Here is a 13,273-nt window from a genome sequence, read left to right on the forward strand (position 1 = left end):
ACGCGCCCAGCAGCTCCTCAACCGCGAAGGCCGCGCCCTCAAGGGCGCCAAGGTCCTGCTCCTCGGCGTCACCTACAAGGCCGACATCGCCGACCAGCGTGAATCCCCCGCCCGGCCCGTGGCCCGGCGGCTCGCCCGCCTCGGCGCGGACCTGTCCTTCCATGACCCGTTCGTCACGGAATGGGACGTCGAGGGAGCGGAGGTGCGCAACGCCGGGCCGGACCTGACCGCCGCCCTGGAGGCCGCCGACCTCGTGATCGTGCTCGCCGACCACGGCGCCTACGACGCGGCGACGCTCGCCCGGCACGCCCCGCTCCTGTTCGACACCCGGGGCCGCACCCGCGAGCTCCGCGGCGAATCCGTCGAACTGCTCTAGGCGAATGCGACGGGGGCCGAGGATGCGTGGACGCCGCCGCTCTTCAGGAGGCACGGGATGAGTTACCCGCCCGGCGCCGTCCACCTTCTGGACGGCGGCGATTCACCGGCAATTTCCATGGCCGTCCAAGACTCGGCCCCAGGGGACAATTCGGCACGTTGCGGAGTGAGTGGAATGCGGATCTGTGTTTGCACGATCGTGCATCATCCCGAGGATGCGCGGATTCTGCACCGGCAGATTCGCGCGCTCCTCGACGCCGGCCACGAGGTCACCTATATCGCCCCGTTCCGGGCCTGCAACGTGACCCCGTGGCGCGAGATCAGCCCCGTGGACGTCCCGCGCGCCACCGGCCGGCGCCGGCTCCGCGCCCTCCGCGCCGGCCACCGCGCCCTCGCCGAGCACGCCGCGTACGCCGACGTGATCCTCCTGCACGACCCGGAGCTGCTCGTCGGGCTGCCCCGCGAGGTCAGGTCCCGGACGGTCGTCTGGGACGTCCACGAGGACACCGCCGCGGCGCTCACCGCCAAGGGCTGGCTGCCCGGCCCGCTCCGCCCGCTACTGCGGCCCGCCGTCCACCGGCTGGAGAAGCGCACCGAGCGGCGGCACAAGCTGCTGCTCGCCGAGGAGGGCTACCGGGCGCGGTTCAAGGGCGAGCACCCCGTGGTGCCCAACACCACCTACGTCAGCGACCTGCCCCCCGGCCCGCCGGACGGCCGCCGCGCCGTCTACGTCGGGCACCTGTCGGCCGCCCGCGGCGCCCTCGACATGATCGAGATGGCCCGGCTGCTGGCCCCCGAGGGCATCATGGTCGAGCTGATCGGCGCGGCCGACGCCTCGATCCGGCCCGCCCTCCGGGACGCGCAGCGCGAGGGCGTCCTGCGCTGGTACGGCTTCGTCCCGAACGACCGGGCCCTCCGGATCGCCGAGGGCGCCATGGCCGGGCTGGCGCTGCTGCACGACGAGCCCAACTACCGGCACTCCATGCCCACCAAGATCGTCGAGTACATGGCCCGCGGCGTCCCGGTGATCAGCACGCCGAACCCGCCCGCCGTGGAGATCGTCGAGCCGTCCGGCTGCGGGCTCGTCGTCCCCTTCGGCGACCCGGCCGCCGCCGCGGACGCCGTCCGGCGCCTGCGCGACGACCCCGAGCTGCGCGTCGGCATGGGCAAGCGCGGCTACGAGACGGCCCGCGCCCGGTACCACTGGCCCGTCCACGCCGAGCGGTTCGTCGCCCAGCTCGAAACCTGGGCGAGCCGCGGCCCCGTCCTCGTCGAGGAGCCGGAGCCCGTCCCGACCACCGAACCCGGCACCCTCTCCCCCTCCTGACCGCCATCGGGAACGCGCCGTCGGCCGACTTCGTCGGTTGGTCAGGACAGCTGCTGGAGGCGGCGGGCCACGGAGTGCGCGATGCGCGCCGCGGCGCCGGGCGGGCGGTCGGCGTCCACGACCACGATGACGCGGCCGACCCGCAGCGCGATCGTGCCCGCCGTCGGGCCGAACTCGTAGGCCTCGTCGCCGCCGATGTCCCGGCGCCGCCGCACCTGCGCCTGGGTCGCCTGCATGCCGTCCAGCAGCCGCGACGCCGTACCCGGGTCGTCGGCCACCCACCGCACGCTCACGGTCAGCCCCCGCACCACCGGCTCCGGCTCGGCCGCCTCCGGCCGGTCGGTGCCCGGCCCGTCCGTCTCCGGATCGTCCATGCCGAGGTCACCCATGCCCGGCTCCCCCGTCTCCGGCTCATCCGTGGCCGGTGCCTCCAGGCTCGGTACGGCCGTGCTCGGACCGGGCGCGACGGTGGCCGAGGGGCTCGCCCCCGCCCGGCCCTCACCGGACGGATCGCCCCGCCGCTCGTCGTCCGCCCGCTTCTTCGAGCCCTTCTTCCGGTCGTCGCGGGGCTCGTAGGTGCAGGACACCGGATGCGGGAGCCGCACCCCGCCGACGCTCGCCCGCGTCGGTTCCGTGACGTAGGCGTCCATGTGCGCGGTGGCGAGGTCGTCCTTCGTCAGCAGGGCGCAGGCGTCGGGCCAGCCGGACTCCGGGACGCCGCCGAGCTCGGCCGGGCCGGTGCCCGCGGCGCCGCCGCGCAGCGCCACCAGCCGTCCCGAGCCTTCGGGACGCGGCGGCGCCTCAGCCGCCGCGACGTACAGGAGCCCGCCGGCCGCGGCCATCCAGGGCCGGACGCCCGGCAGGTCCGCGTCGAGGGTGACCGGCGCGGGCGCCGTGGTGGTCGCGCCGTCCGCGGCGGCGACGAGATCGACGCCGGCGGGCAGCAGCAGCTCCGACAGGCGGGGACGCAGCGCGTAGATCCGCCCGCCCGCCTGCGCGAGCGCGGCGTAGTCGGGGACGTCGCGGCGCCACGCCACCTGGCCGGAGGGCACCTCCACCGCCTCCAGGCGAGCGCCGCCGGGCTTCGTCCCCTCCGGGTGGTAGGCGACCACGAGCCGCCCCGAGGCGAGCACGCTCGGGCACATCACGTCGCCGCACACGCCGTCGCCCTCCCAGACGGCGAACTGGGCGCCGTCCTGGCCGAAGGCCCGCAGCGCCTTGCCGTCCCAGGCGAGGGTCACGCCGTCCAGCATCGACACCTCGGGCGACTCGTCCGAGCCGAGCGGCCGGTTCCAGCGGATCCGCCCCGTCAGCGGATCGACCGCGAGCAGCCGGCTGCGCCCTGGGCAGTCGAGCGCCAGCGCCGCCAGCGTCTCCTGCGCGTCGGACGGATGCGCGGCGCCCTCGAACAGGCGGCAGCCGTCGGGGAGCCGGCGGCTCCACATCGGCGACCCGTCCTCCGCCGACCGCCCGGTCAGCTCCCGGCGGGCCCCGTCGGTCGTCAGCACCACCGCGGACCCGGCGGGCCAGCGCAGCGTCGTCCGCGCCACCGCCGCGGGCCGCTCGCCCTCCCGCCGCCACAGCAGCCCGCCCGACAGCGCGTCGAACCCGACGAGCAGCCGGTCGCCGCGCCGCCCGTCCCGCTCGAAGTAGGCGACCAGCCGGGACCGCGTGGACGCCCAGCCGAGCAGCGTCCACCCGGAGCGGCGGTAGCTCCAGCGGTCCGCGCCGGTCCGGGCGTCGCGCACGTCGAGGCCGCGGCCGGACACCGTCACCACCTGGCCCTGCGCCACGTCGTAGGCGACGCTGTCGTAGCCCGCCACCGGGCCGTGGTGCATCTCCGTGGCCCGCTCCCACGTCGTCGCGAGCGGCCCGGGCGGGGGGCCGACCTCGCTCTGCGGCGCGATTGGCTCCGCGGTGACGGTGTGCCGCACCTGCCACCACTCCGCGCGCAGGACGTACCGGTCGACGAGCACGGCGCACAGCGCGACCGCCAGGGCGCCCGAGAGGAGGCCGAGCCCGAGGCGGACGCGGCCCCCGAGACCGGTCCGGCCCCCGGACCGCCGGCGGCTCCCCACCACGACCGCGCCGCCTCCTCCCCGTACTGTGCTTCGAGAACGACTCCAACCATGCCCTGAGACGGGCGCCCGCGCGACACGGCCGGGGCAGAACGGAGGAACGGTGGAGGTCTTCACCAGCTGGCGCACCTGGGACGCCGCCCGCGCCGACCTGGCCGCGTCCGATATCGACCTGGACCGCCTGGAAAGGGCCGCCAAGGCGGCCCAGCGCTGGCACGGCGACCAGCGGCGGCCGACCGGCGTCCCGTACGTCGAGCACCTGCTGGAGGCGCTGGAGGTGCTCGTCCGGGGCGCGGGCGTCACCGACCCCGCGATCCTCGACGCCGTCCTCCTCCACGACGTCGTGGAGGACACCCCCGCCACCCTCGCGGACGTGGAGGCGCGGTTCGGGCCCGAGGTCACCGAGCTGGTCGACTGGGTCACCAAGCCGCCCGCCGGCGGCTCGGGGCGGCAGGCCAAGCGCGCCGCCAAGGCCGCCTACCTGCGCCGCCTCCGCGACGCCCCGCGCGAGGCGGTCCTGGTGAAGCTCGCCGACCGCGCCAGCAACGTCCAGCGCCTCTACCAGATGCCGCCGGAATTCCAGCGCCGCTACTACGCCGAGACCCTCACCTACATCGTCCCCCTGGCCGAGCCCGAACCGTGGTTCAGAGCCTGGTACGCGGCGTGGAGCAGTGAATTCGCACCGTCCCAATGACCAGATAGTCATATATGCGGAATGATCGGGTCATGGAACGCGAGTGGGTGGTCGAGGAGAGCGTGGCCGTCGAGGCCGACCCGGGCACGGTGTACGCGGCGGTCGCCGATCCGCGGCGGATGGGCGAGTGGAGCCCCGAGGTCTTCGCGACGTGGATCCGCGGCGGCGCGGTACGGCCGGGGACGAGGTTCGTCGGCTTCAACCGGATCGGCTGGCGCGTGTGGTTCACCACGTGCCAGGTGACGGTCGCGGTGCCCGGCCAGGCGTTCGCGTTCCGCGTGTCGAGCTTCGGGATGCCCGTCGCGCTGTGGGGGTACCGGATCGAGGGCATCGGCGACGGCTCCCCCGCGCCCGCCAAGACGCGGCTGACCGAGTACTGGGAGGACCTCCGGCGCGACAACCGGGGCGCCGCCTTCGTCTCCCTGCTGGGCAGGGTCTTCACGGGCGTCCCCGCCGCCCGCCGCGCCGACGTCAACCGCGACGGCATGCGCAGGACCCTCGCCAAGATCAAGGCGGCCGTGGAAAAGTCCTGAGCCGTCACGTGACTTGAAAACAGGAACCTGTTCTACTTAGCGATGTGACAAGTACCGCCGAAGCCCACGCGATCCAAGGGGAGCGGGTCGTCCTGCCGGTACGGATCCGGGACGCCGCCGTGGCGTCGGCGATGTTCGCCGTGCCGGCCGCCGCCGCGCAGGCCGTCATCGCCTACTCCGGGCTGGACGTCGCCGAACCGCTGCCCGGCCGGGCGATCTGCTCGCTGGCGTTCGTCCGGTACGCGGACGGGGACCTCGGGCCCTACCACGAGTTCGCCGTCGCCTTCCTCGTCCGGCCGCCGGGGACGCCGCCGCCGTCGGGCCCGCTCGGGCGCCTGCGCGGCCTGTCCGGTGTGGGGGCGTTCATCCACTGGCTGCCCGTCAACCAGGAGTTCACCCTGGAGGCGGGACGGACGATCTGGGGTTTCCCCAAGGAGCTCGCGGACATCCCGATGGACCTGGCCGGACGCGTGAAGCGCTGTGCGGTGCGGTTCGGCGGCCGGACCGCGGTCGAGCTGTCCGTGCGTCCCGGCGTGCCCCTGCCCGGCGGCGCCGGTGCCCCCAAGGTCGACGCGTACTCCTGCCTGGACGGCGTGACGCGGCGGACGCCGTGGACGGTCTCGCCGTCCGAGGTGCGATCCCGCCCGGGCGGGGCCCAGGTCGTCCTGGGAGACCATCCCGTGGCGGAGGAACTGCGGAGCCTCGGCCTGGACCGAGCGCGGGCGCTCAGTTCGAGCACCATCGGACACCTGTCCATGCAGTTCGAGGGCGCCGAAGAGGTGCGCGGATGAGGCGCACCGCGCTCGTCACCGGCGCCGGGGACGGGCTGGGCGCGGCGGCCGCCCGGCGGCTCGCCGCCGCCGCGTGGGACGTCGTCGCCGTGGACACCGACGAGGCGGGCCTCGCGGCGACCGCGCTGCGCTCGCCGAACACGCACGTCCGCGTCTGCGACGTGACCGACGCCAAGGCCGTGGCGGACGTGCTGGCGATGACCGGCCCGGTGCACCGGGTCGTCCACGCCGCGCCGATCGTGTCCGGCGACCCGGCCCTGCCCGCGCTTGAGCAGCCGCCGGGCGAGGCGGACGAGGCCATGCGGACGGGCTTCACCGCCGCCGTCAACGTGGTGCGGGCCGCCCTGCCCGGAATGCTGGACCAGGGCGCGGGCGAGCTGATCCTCTGCCCGCCGCCGGGACGCGCGGGCCGATGGACGGCGGCCTCCGGCGCGGCGGCCGCCGCGGTCCTCGCCTACGCCGGTGCCGTCGCGGACGAGTACGCCGGACGCGGCGTGATCGTCCGCCGCGTCCTCCTCCCCGGCCTCACGCTCATGACCGCGAGCGAAGCCCCGTCCAAGGACGAGGAGCGGTCGGCGATCGGGAGATCGTCTGAAGGCGAGACGCCCTCCGGGAGCGGGAGATCGTCTGAGGGCGCGAGGGCGTCTGAGGGCGGGGTTCCGGTGCGGCTCGTTCTGGATGCGATCGATCGGTCGCTGGCGCGGGCGGCGGGCGCCGTGGACGTGGTGCCGGGCGGGCGGCCGGTCCCGGCCGCCCTCGTCCGGCGGATCCCGGCCGGCCCGGCGCGGCGCGTCCTGGCCAGGATGTCCGGTCCACGCTGAACGTCGGGCCGAGCGCATAAGCTGTCTCTTTCGCCCCCTCGGGGGTGCCGGGGGCCGTCTCCGGCAGCACAGTCGCGAGGAGCAGCCTGCATGTCGTCCAGGGTGACCGGGCGGCCGCCCAGCGTCGGCGGCACGGCCAAGGACCAAGAGATCGCCGCGGAGCAGCGCTACGTCGACGTCGCCTACGCGCGGCTGGAGGAGATGCGCGCCGACGCCCAGGCGATGATCCGGGAGGGCTACCGGCAGTCGCTCGCGGGCACCAAGGGCTCGCTGGTCGACCGCGACGCGATGGTCCACCAGGCGGCGCTGCGCGCCCAGGCGCTCGACATCGCCGACGACGGGCTCGTGTTCGGGCGGCTCGACCTCGCGTCCCGGGAGGTCCGCTACGTCGGCCGCATCGGCGTGCGGACCCCGGAGCACGACTCCCTCGTGATCGACTGGCGGGCGCCCGCCGCCGAGGATTTCTACCGCGCCACCCCGGAGGACCCGCGCGGCGTGGTCCGCCGCCGCGTCCTGCACTCGCGCGGGCACACCGTCGTCGACCTGGAGGACGACCTGCTCGACCCCGGCGCCGCCGATGGGATGACCGTGGTCGGCGACGGCGCGTTCCTCGCGTCGCTGGCCCGGACGCGCGAGGGCGCTATGCGCGACATCGTCGCGACGATCCAGCGGGAGCAGGACGAGGTCATCCGCGCCCCCGCCGACGGGACGGTGCTCGTCCGCGGCGCCCCCGGCACCGGCAAGACCGCCGTCGCGCTGCACCGCGTCGCCTACCTGCTGTTCCGGCACCGGCGGCGGTTCGGCTCGCGGGGCGTGCTCGTCGTCGGCCCGAACCGCCGGTTCACCGCCTACATCGAGCGGGTGCTGCCGTCGCTCGGCGAGGGCTCGGCGACGCTGCGCTCCCTCGGCGACCTCGTCGAGGGCGTGACCGCCACCGTCCACGACGGCCCCCGCCTGGCCCGGCTGAAGGGCGCGGAGTCGATGGCGGCCGTGCTGCGCCGCGCCGTCGCCGACCACGCTCCCGGCGCGCCCGACGAGCTGCGCGTCGTCCACCGGGGCGTGGTCGTCGCGCTGGACCGCGCGCGCCTCGACCGGATCCGCAGCGAGGTTCACCGGCGCAGCCGCGGCAGCGTCAACGCCGCCCGCGGACGGGCCGCCGAGCTGCTGCTCGACGCCCTCTGGGAGCGGTTCACCGACCTCGGCGGGCCGGAGGCGGCCGACGCCGCCGAGGGCGCCGAGGCGGGCCTGTGGAACGCGATCCTCGCGGCGGACGGCCTCGCCTCGCTCGACGACGGCGAGCAGGACCGCGGGAACGGCGCCGCGAACGCAGGGAACGGTGATCCGAAACGTGCCCGGTTCGACGCCCGCGTCCGCGAGCAGCGCGCCTTCACCGACTTCCTGGTGAGCTGGTGGCCGATCCGGCGCCCGCTGGACGTCCTGCGCTCCCTCGGCGACCCCGACCGGCTGCGCCGCGCGGCGGGCCGCGACCTCGACCGCGCCGACGTGGCGCCGCTCGCCGCGTCCTGGGCCGGGGACGGCGCGCCGCTCAGCTACCAGGACGTCGCGCTGCTCGACGAGATCGACGCGCTGCTCGGCTCGCCGCCGCGCCCGTCCCGCCGCCGCAGGCCGCCCGGCGACGACGACCCGTTCGTCGTGGACGGCGTCAACATCCTCACCGGCGAGGAGGTCGCCGACGAGGACTGGGAGCCCGAGATGCGGGAGCTCACGACCTCGATGGAGCGGCTGGAGCGGTCGCGGCGCGTCGACGACGGCGTCGTCGAGGAGCGGCCGGAGTACGCGCACATCGTCGTGGACGAGGCGCAGGACCTGTCGCCGATGCAGTGGCGGATGCTCGGCCGCCGCGGCCGCCAGGCGAGCTGGACCGTCGTCGAGGACCCCGCCCAGAGCGCCTGGGAGGACCTGGACGCCGCCCGGCTCGCGATGGACGCGGCGCTCGGCGGCGAGCAGCCGTCGTCCGGCGACCGGTCCCGCCGGGGCCGGTCGCGCGGGGGCCGGGCGCGCGGGAGCCGGCCGCAGCGGCCGCTCCGGGCCCGGCACGAGTACGAGCTGACGACGAACTACCGCAACTCCACTGAGATCGCCGCCGTGTCGGCGCGGGTGCTGGCGCGGGCGCTGCCCGAGGCGCGGCCGGCCCGTGCGGTCCGCACGTCCGGGATCGACCCGGTCGTGCGGGTCGTCCCGGAACCGGACTTGGCGGGCGCCGCCCGGGACGCCGTCGAGGAACTGCTCGGCCAGGTCGAGGGCACCATCGGCCTCATCGTGCCGTTCGCGGCGGCGGACGAGGCGCCCGGGACGACCGCCGGGCAGCCCGCCGAGGCGTCCACCGAAGCCTCCGTCGAGGCGTCCGGCCAGCTCACGTTGGACGCGCCGATCCCGGCCGCCCACTCCCAGCCGGACGCACCGGCCCCAGCGGCGCCGCCCGCCTGGAGCCCCGCCGCCCGCGACCGGCTGGCCGCCGGGCTGCCCGAGCGCGTCCAGGTCCTGGACGTGCTGGAGGCCAAGGGCCTGGAGTTCGACGCCGCCGTGATCGTCGCGCCGGAGACCGTGGCGGCCCAGTCACCGCGCGGGCTCCGCGTCCTGTACGTCGCGGTGTCGCGCGCCACGCAGCGCCTCACCGTCCTGACCGCCGACCCCGCCTGGCAGCACACCCTCCTGGACGACGACCGCGCTTAGGCGTCCGGCCGAGTGGGCCGCGACGGATCAGAGCGGACCGGGCTGAGGAGACTGGCGGGTGGGCTCTGCCGTCCGGGATCGCGTAGCCGCCCAGATGGCGAGGAGTTCGAGCCGGTCCTCGGACGCGGTGCCGGGCTCGGCGGTGTAGGTGATCAGGTGGTGCACGGCACGGCCGGGCAGGGGCAGGTCGAGGGCCTGGAAGGTCAGTTCCAGGTGGCCGGCCTCGGGGTGCTGGAGCCGCTTGATCCCGTCATGGCGGATCAGGACGTCGTGCGCGGCCCACAGGCCGCGGAACTCGGAGCTGAGGGTGGACAGCTCGCCGACGAGTTCGCGCAGCGCCCTGTCGCGGGGCTCGCGCCCGGCCTCGGCGCGCAGCAGGGCGGCGGTGGCGTTGCCGGCGGCGTCCCAGTCGACGAAGAAGTCCCGTGCGCCGGGGTCGAGGAAGATGTAGCGGGCGATGTTGGGACGGCCGCGCCGGTCGGTGGTGGCGCTGCCGAACATCGGCGCGTACAGGGCCCGGGCCAGGGGGTTGCTGGCGACGACGTCCGTGCGGCCGTTGCGTACGAACGCCGAGGACATCGTCATCGAGTCGAGCAGCCATTGGACCTGGGGCGGGACCTCGACGTCCCCGCGACGCGACGGCGTGCGGCGCTCGGGCCGCGATGACCGGGCCAGGTCGAACAGGTAGGTGCGTTCGTCGTCGTCCAGTCGCAGGGCGCGGGCGACCGCGTCGAGGACGTCCTCGGACACGCCGCCGATGTGCCCCTTCTCCAGCCGCGTGTACCACTCCGTGCTCACGCCCGCGAGGACGGCGACCTCCTCGCGTCGGAGCCCGGGGACCCGGCGGCGGGCGCTGGTCGGCAACCCGGCCTGCGCCGGAGTGATCCTGGCGCGCCGGCTCGCGAGGAAGTGCCGGATCTCATCGCGGTTTCCGGGCCGCTGGTCCATGTCGTTCACGGTAGCCGCTGGTCGCGGCGCGAAGGGGGTCGAGGTCGTACCCCCCATGACCGCGACCTTCCCCGGTGGTGGCGATGGCGGTCTCCTGGGAATCGAACCAACAGGCAATGGGGGTAGGGACATGACAAGCGAGATTCTGGCCGCGCCGCCGGTGGCGCTGGGCACGTGGGCCTGGGGAGACAGCGGCGAGGCGGGCGACGGCTATTTCGGCAGCCGGCTCACCGCGTCCGGTCTGCGAGAGGTCGTGGACAAGGCGCAGTCGAACGGGTTCACCCTGTGGGACACCGCGGCGGTGTACGGCATGGGCCGCTCGGAGACGGTCCTCGCTCAGGCGCTGAAGGGCCACGCCCGCGGCGAGTACCGGCTCTCGACGAAGTTCACCCCGCAGATCGCGGGTGACGGCGACGATCCGGTCGCGGACATGCTGGAGCGGAGCCTCGACCGGTTGGGGACGGATCATGTGGATCTGTACTGGATCCACAACCCCGCGGACGTGGCCCGTTGGACGCCGCATCTGATCCCGCTGCTGCGGAGCGGCAGGATCAGGCATGTCGGCGTCTCGAACCACGACATGAAGGAGATCGCCCTCGCCGATCAGATCCTCGGCGAGGCCGGTTTCCGCGTGGAGGCGGTCCAGAACCACTACAGCCTCCTGTACCGGAGCTCCGAGCGTGCGGGCATCCTCGACCACTGCCGCGCGCACGGCGTGCGGTTCTTCTCCTACATGGTCCTTGAGCAAGGGGCGCTGACCGGCCGGTACAGCCCGGCTCGTCCGATGCCGGAGGGCAGCAGCCGGGCGGCCGTGTACAACGGCATCCTGCCCCGGTTGCAGACGCTGACGGACAGGCTGCGGGCGATCGGCGACGACCGGGACGCGTCCGCTGCCGACGTCGCCACCGCCTGGGCCATCGCCAAGGGGACGACCCCGATCGTCGGGGTCACGAACGCGGGTCACATCGACGGGCTGGTCCGGGCTCGCGGCATCGAGCTCGCCGACGACGAGATCGCGGAGCTGGAGGCGCTGGCGGACGCCACGGGCGTCGACACGCGCGGCAGCTGGGAGCACGGCATGTAGCCGCCGGCCGCCCCTGGCCGCGCGGCACCGTGTTCCGGGCCCCACCGGCGGCGGTGTTCGCCGCCCCACTCCCCCCGGATACCGGTGCCGTGGTGTGCTCCCCTTTCCGACCGCGCCCAGCCGTCCTCACCCGTCCCGCACTGGACCCGGTCGTGCCGTGCCCCACCGTGCCCGGCCCGTGCTCCGCTATTCGGCCTGCTCCGCTTCTCAGTCGTGCTCTGTGCTCGGTTGGTGCCGGATGCTCGGCTCGTGCTCCGTGCCTGCCGGCCGCTCCCGCTCGCCGGCTGTGCCGCGGTGCCGTGCCGCCCTGCCCGCCGGCTCCGCGCCCGCGGGGGACGCGACGGGGGCGGGCTCGCTCAGGGAGCCCGCGGGCTCCCGAACGATCAGGGGGTCGGCCCGGTGACCGGGCCGCTGCCAGCTCAGATCGACATGGATGATCACGTGGCGTTTCACGAGACGCTTCCTTGTCCGCCGCGCCCAGGCCCCGGGGACCGTCCGGTCGTCAGGGGTTCGGGGATCGGGCGATGGTCACCGTTGGGTGGGATGCCGCTCGACCAGCCCGACCGAGGTCCGGTCGAGACGTTCGAGGAAGCCGGCGGCCGGCGTGCGGACGCTGCCGACCAGCCGGGTACGGGTCCGCCAGCCGAGGCCGACGCAGTGCGCGAGATAGACGGTGAAGATGAGGACGGCCAGGCTCACGGTCGTCGCCAGCAGAAACATGGGCGCTGCTCCTCGATGCTCCTCGATGTCGCTTCGTCGCTTGCGGTGTGGGTCCGATGTGCTCCGATGTGCTCGGACGTGCTTCGTGTGCGCGCGAGGCCGGTGGGTGCACCCGGGGACGGCCGGAGAATTCGATCCTCTCGTCTAGCCCGTTAGAACTTTCCAAGCATTCCAACTGTCTTAGATGCATGGGATGCTCTGGGCGAGTAGTCTCACCTATGCAAGCTGACTCATCCCAACCACCTCTCCTACGCAGGGATAACCGCCAACGATGAGGGCTAAACCTGGATCATGGGTATATCCGGGACAGTTGGGCCAATCGGCATGACACAGCCCAGTGGTCTTAACCCGACCATCCGGATCGTTGGGATGACGAGGAGAGGCGATGCCCAGTCCGCGCTACCAGGAGATCGCCGACACGCTGCGCGACAAGATCGAGCGCGGTGAACTGACTCCCGGCCAGCAACTGCCGACCGAGAAGGAGCTCGCCAACGAGTACGAGACGGCGCGCAACACGATCCGCGACGCGATCGCCCAGCTCAAGGTCCTCCAGCTGCTGGAGACCCGGCCGGGCAAGGGCACGTTCGTCGTGGAGAAACCCGAGGTCTTCCGCGTCACGCTGACCCCCGAGGCCAAGACGGGGTTCAGCGGCGGCGAGGGCGAGGCGTGGATCGCCGAGGTCGGCAAGACCGGCCGCAAGGCGACCGCGTCCAAGCCCAACGTGGAGATCAAGACCGGCGACCTCCCGAAGGCCAAGGCCCTCGGGGTCGATCCGGACGAGTCCCTGATCGGGCGCCACCAGCAGCGCTTCATCACCGACCGCGACGGCACCCCGATCCCGTGGTCGCTGCAGACGTCGTACTACCCCTTCTCGTTCATCGAGCGCGGCGCCGTGAAACTGCTGCGCAACGAGGACATCGAGGAGGGCACCGTCGCCTACCTGCTGGAGACGCTGCAGATCAGGCAGGCCAGCTACCGCGACGGCCTGTCGGTCCGGGCGCCGGACAAGGTCGAGACCGAGTTCTTCAACCTGCCGCCCGGAGGCGGCGTGCAGGTGTTCGAGCACCGGCGGACGACCTACGACGGTGACGGTGTGCCCTGCCGGCACACCATCACCACCTACCGCACCGATCGCAACATCTTCGTCATCGAGGCGGAGATGCCCGAGGGGACCGGCAGCCGATAACCCCGGAAGGACGGCACGGCCT

At 74.2% G+C, this 13,273-nt stretch carries 13 protein-coding genes; 9 read left to right on the forward strand and 4 right to left on the reverse strand.

The genetic code is table 11. From position 1 onward, the window contains the following. Positions 1-376 (forward strand): UDP binding domain-containing protein (locus E1300_RS27510; protein WP_278045391.1); only part of this gene is annotated, 376 nt, incomplete at its 5' end. 174 nt (positions 377-550) lie between these two features. Then, positions 551-1,702: a glycosyltransferase family 4 protein gene (locus tag E1300_RS27515; protein ID WP_131759981.1), complete on the forward strand. Its 1,152-nt coding sequence runs from the start codon at positions 551-553 to the stop codon at positions 1,700-1,702. Positions 1,703-1,743: 41 nt separating this feature from the next. On the opposite strand, the gene E1300_RS27520 is transcribed toward E1300_RS27515, so the two are convergent. Then, the gene (locus E1300_RS27520; RefSeq protein ID WP_131759982.1) at positions 1,744-3,783 is read right to left on the reverse strand and encodes an outer membrane protein assembly factor BamB family protein; all 2,040 of its coding nucleotides are present in this window, start codon (positions 3,781-3,783) and stop codon (positions 1,744-1,746) included. A gap of 100 nt (positions 3,784-3,883) precedes the next feature. Here E1300_RS27520 and E1300_RS27525 point away from each other — a divergent pair, with 100 nt between their 5' ends. The 5 genes from E1300_RS27525 (at position 3,884) to E1300_RS27545 (ending at position 9,313) form a co-directional block, all read left to right on the forward strand. Further along, complete coding sequence (locus E1300_RS27525; RefSeq protein WP_131759983.1) at positions 3,884-4,474, forward strand: HD domain-containing protein; 591 nt, start codon at positions 3,884-3,886, stop codon at positions 4,472-4,474. 32 nt (positions 4,475-4,506) lie between these two features. Continuing rightward, a complete protein-coding gene (locus E1300_RS27530) occupies positions 4,507-5,007 on the forward strand; it encodes an SRPBCC family protein (protein ID WP_131759984.1) in 501 nt (166 codons plus the stop codon). A 44-nt stretch (positions 5,008-5,051) separates the two neighbouring features. Next, a complete protein-coding gene (locus E1300_RS27535; protein WP_242619427.1) occupies positions 5,052-5,798 on the forward strand; it encodes an acetoacetate decarboxylase family protein in 747 nt (248 codons plus the stop codon). Next, a complete protein-coding gene (locus E1300_RS27540) occupies positions 5,795-6,619 on the forward strand; it encodes an SDR family NAD(P)-dependent oxidoreductase (protein ID WP_131759985.1) in 825 nt (274 codons plus the stop codon). The genes E1300_RS27535 and E1300_RS27540 overlap by 4 nt, the downstream gene beginning before the upstream one ends. A 90-nt stretch (positions 6,620-6,709) precedes the next feature. Next, positions 6,710-9,313, forward strand: coding sequence for a HelD family protein (locus E1300_RS27545; RefSeq protein ID WP_131759986.1), 2,604 nt, complete (start codon positions 6,710-6,712; stop codon positions 9,311-9,313). A 27-nt stretch (positions 9,314-9,340) separates the two neighbouring features. Here E1300_RS27545 and E1300_RS27550 read toward each other — a convergent pair whose 3' ends face one another. Next, a complete protein-coding gene (locus tag E1300_RS27550) occupies positions 9,341-10,261 on the reverse strand; it encodes a helix-turn-helix domain-containing protein (protein WP_131759987.1) in 921 nt (306 codons plus the stop codon). A gap of 130 nt (positions 10,262-10,391) precedes the next feature. Here E1300_RS27550 and E1300_RS27555 point away from each other — a divergent pair, with 130 nt between their 5' ends. Next, complete coding sequence (locus E1300_RS27555) at positions 10,392-11,345, forward strand: aldo/keto reductase (RefSeq protein ID WP_131759988.1); 954 nt, start codon at positions 10,392-10,394, stop codon at positions 11,343-11,345. 207 nt (positions 11,346-11,552) lie between these two features. Here the strand turns inward: E1300_RS27555 and E1300_RS27560 are convergent, their stop codons facing one another. Continuing rightward, positions 11,553-11,798, reverse strand: a complete 246-nt coding sequence (locus tag E1300_RS27560; protein ID WP_131759989.1) for a hypothetical protein — start codon at positions 11,796-11,798, stop codon at positions 11,553-11,555. 75 nt (positions 11,799-11,873) lie between these two features. Further along, positions 11,874-12,065: a hypothetical protein gene (locus E1300_RS27565; RefSeq protein WP_131759990.1), complete on the reverse strand. Its 192-nt coding sequence runs from the start codon at positions 12,063-12,065 to the stop codon at positions 11,874-11,876. A gap of 385 nt (positions 12,066-12,450) precedes the next feature. Here E1300_RS27565 and E1300_RS27570 point away from each other — a divergent pair, with 385 nt between their 5' ends. Further along, positions 12,451-13,251 (forward strand): GntR family transcriptional regulator, encoded by an 801-nt coding sequence (locus tag E1300_RS27570; protein ID WP_131759991.1) that lies wholly within the window; start codon positions 12,451-12,453, stop codon positions 13,249-13,251. Positions 13,252-13,273: the final 22 nt, after the last annotated feature.

The organism is Actinomadura fibrosa (assembly GCF_900659615.1).
Lineage (GTDB): Bacteria > Actinomycetota > Actinomycetes > Streptosporangiales > Streptosporangiaceae > Spirillospora > Spirillospora fibrosa.

Excerpts from the sequence above, each read along its gene's own strand:
- E1300_RS27570 (WP_131759991.1), top strand. The coding sequence starts at position 12,451 with ATGCCCAGTCCGCGCTACCAGGAGATCGCCGACACGCTGCGCGACAAG.
- E1300_RS27540 (WP_131759985.1), top strand. The coding sequence starts at position 5,795 with ATGAGGCGCACCGCGCTCGTCACCGGCGCCGGGGACGGGCTGGGCGCG.
- E1300_RS27550 (WP_131759987.1), bottom strand. The coding sequence starts at position 10,261 with ATGGACCAGCGGCCCGGAAACCGCGATGAGATCCGGCACTTCCTCGCG.
- E1300_RS27565 (WP_131759990.1), bottom strand. The coding sequence starts at position 12,065 with ATGTTTCTGCTGGCGACGACCGTGAGCCTGGCCGTCCTCATCTTCACC.
- E1300_RS27530 (WP_131759984.1), top strand. The coding sequence starts at position 4,507 with ATGGAACGCGAGTGGGTGGTCGAGGAGAGCGTGGCCGTCGAGGCCGAC.
- E1300_RS27515 (WP_131759981.1), top strand. The coding sequence starts at position 551 with ATGCGGATCTGTGTTTGCACGATCGTGCATCATCCCGAGGATGCGCGG.
- E1300_RS27545 (WP_131759986.1), top strand. The coding sequence starts at position 6,710 with ATGTCGTCCAGGGTGACCGGGCGGCCGCCCAGCGTCGGCGGCACGGCC.
- E1300_RS27555 (WP_131759988.1), top strand. The coding sequence starts at position 10,392 with ATGACAAGCGAGATTCTGGCCGCGCCGCCGGTGGCGCTGGGCACGTGG.